1 protein-coding gene and 1 other annotated feature are annotated in these 1318 nt (G+C 56.5%); the gene reads right to left on the bottom strand.

Annotated elements, in window-relative coordinates; genetic code table 11:
- Nucleotides 1-39: 39 nt before the first annotated feature.
- Nucleotides 40-1268 (bottom strand): IS3 family transposase gene (locus tag CR159_RS21300; RefSeq protein ID WP_439650596.1). Its coding sequence is split into 2 segments (ribosomal slippage): nucleotides 40-980 and nucleotides 980-1268, totalling 1230 coding nucleotides; the frame shifts between segments, so codons are not numbered across the junction.
- Nucleotides 874-990, bottom strand: a sequence feature (AL1L pseudoknot). It overlaps the preceding gene by 117 nt.
- Nucleotides 1269-1318 lie beyond the last annotated feature (50 nt).

Here is a 1318-nt window from a genome sequence, read left to right on the forward strand (position 1 = left end):
TGAAGCGCCCCGGCTTTCGTGGAGGCCGGTTGGTTTAAGTCAGACCTCGACAGCGACCTTTTCAGTCAGTTGCCGATAATAATTTTCTTCAGCTTCTGCCGGTGGAATATACCCGATAGGAGCCAACAGGCGATGGTGGTTGAACCACGAGACCCATTCGAGCGTAGCCAATTCCACGGATGCCTTGGTTTTCCAGGGGCCACGCCGATGTATCACTTCAGCCTTGTATAGACCGTTGATAGTTTCCGCTAAGGCATTGTCGTAGCTGTCTCCACGACTGCCCACAGAGGGCTCAATACCGGCCTCAGCGAGTCGCTCTGTGTATCGAATACTGACGTATTGAGAACCTCTGTCGCTGTGGTGTACCAGGCCATCGGTTTGCTGCGGTTGACGGTCATACAGCGCCTGCTCCAAGGCATCGAGCACGAAGTCGGTATGCATGGAACTGCTGACGCGCCAGCCGACAATCCGGCGGGCAAATACGTCGATGACGAAGGCCACATACAGCCAACCTTGCCAGGTCGATACATAGGTAAAATCCGACACCCACAGCTGATTGGGCCGCTCGGCCTTGAATTGGCGATTGACGTGGTCCAGCGGGCACGGAGCCGCAGTGTCGGAGATAGTGGTGCGCACCGTCTTCCCGCGTCGGGCGCCATGGATACCAAGACGTCGCATTAATCGCTCGACCGTGCAGCGTGCTACCGCTTGTCGCTCGCGGTGAAGCTGACGCCAGACCTTGTCAGCACCATAAACCTTCATGTTTTGCTCCCAAACCCGGTGAATCTCGGGCATCAGAAAGGCATCACGCTTGGCGCGGTTGCAGAGCAGTTCTGGATTGCGCTGTTGTGCGGCATAACGTCGATAGCCTGAAGGGGCAATCTGCAAGACCTTGCAAAGTGGCTCGACCCCGTAAGCTTCTCGATGCTTATCAATAAACTGTCTGATTACTTCAATCGGCGGTCGAGCTCCGCCTGGGCGAAAAAAGCACTCGCCAGCTTCAGAATCTCATTGGCCTTACGCAGCTCCCGGTTCTCGCGCTCCAGCTCCTTGACCCGTTCACGTTCGGCGCTGGTGACCCCGTCACGCGTGCCGGTATCGACTTCATGCTTGCGCACCCACTCGTTCAAGGTCTGCGGTACACAGCCAATCTTCGGGGCAATCGATTCGATGGTCGCCCACAACGATGGATACTCACCACGGTGCTCTTGCACCATGCGCACAGCGCGCTCACGCACCTCGGGGGAAAACTTGTTCTGCTTCTTCATAGCTCCATTCTCTCAGATGTTGGAGCCTCTACAAATCCCGGGGCGCTTCA

Source organism: Pollutimonas subterranea, from assembly GCF_002849655.1.
GTDB lineage: Bacteria > Pseudomonadota > Gammaproteobacteria > Burkholderiales > Burkholderiaceae_B > Pollutimonas > Pollutimonas subterranea.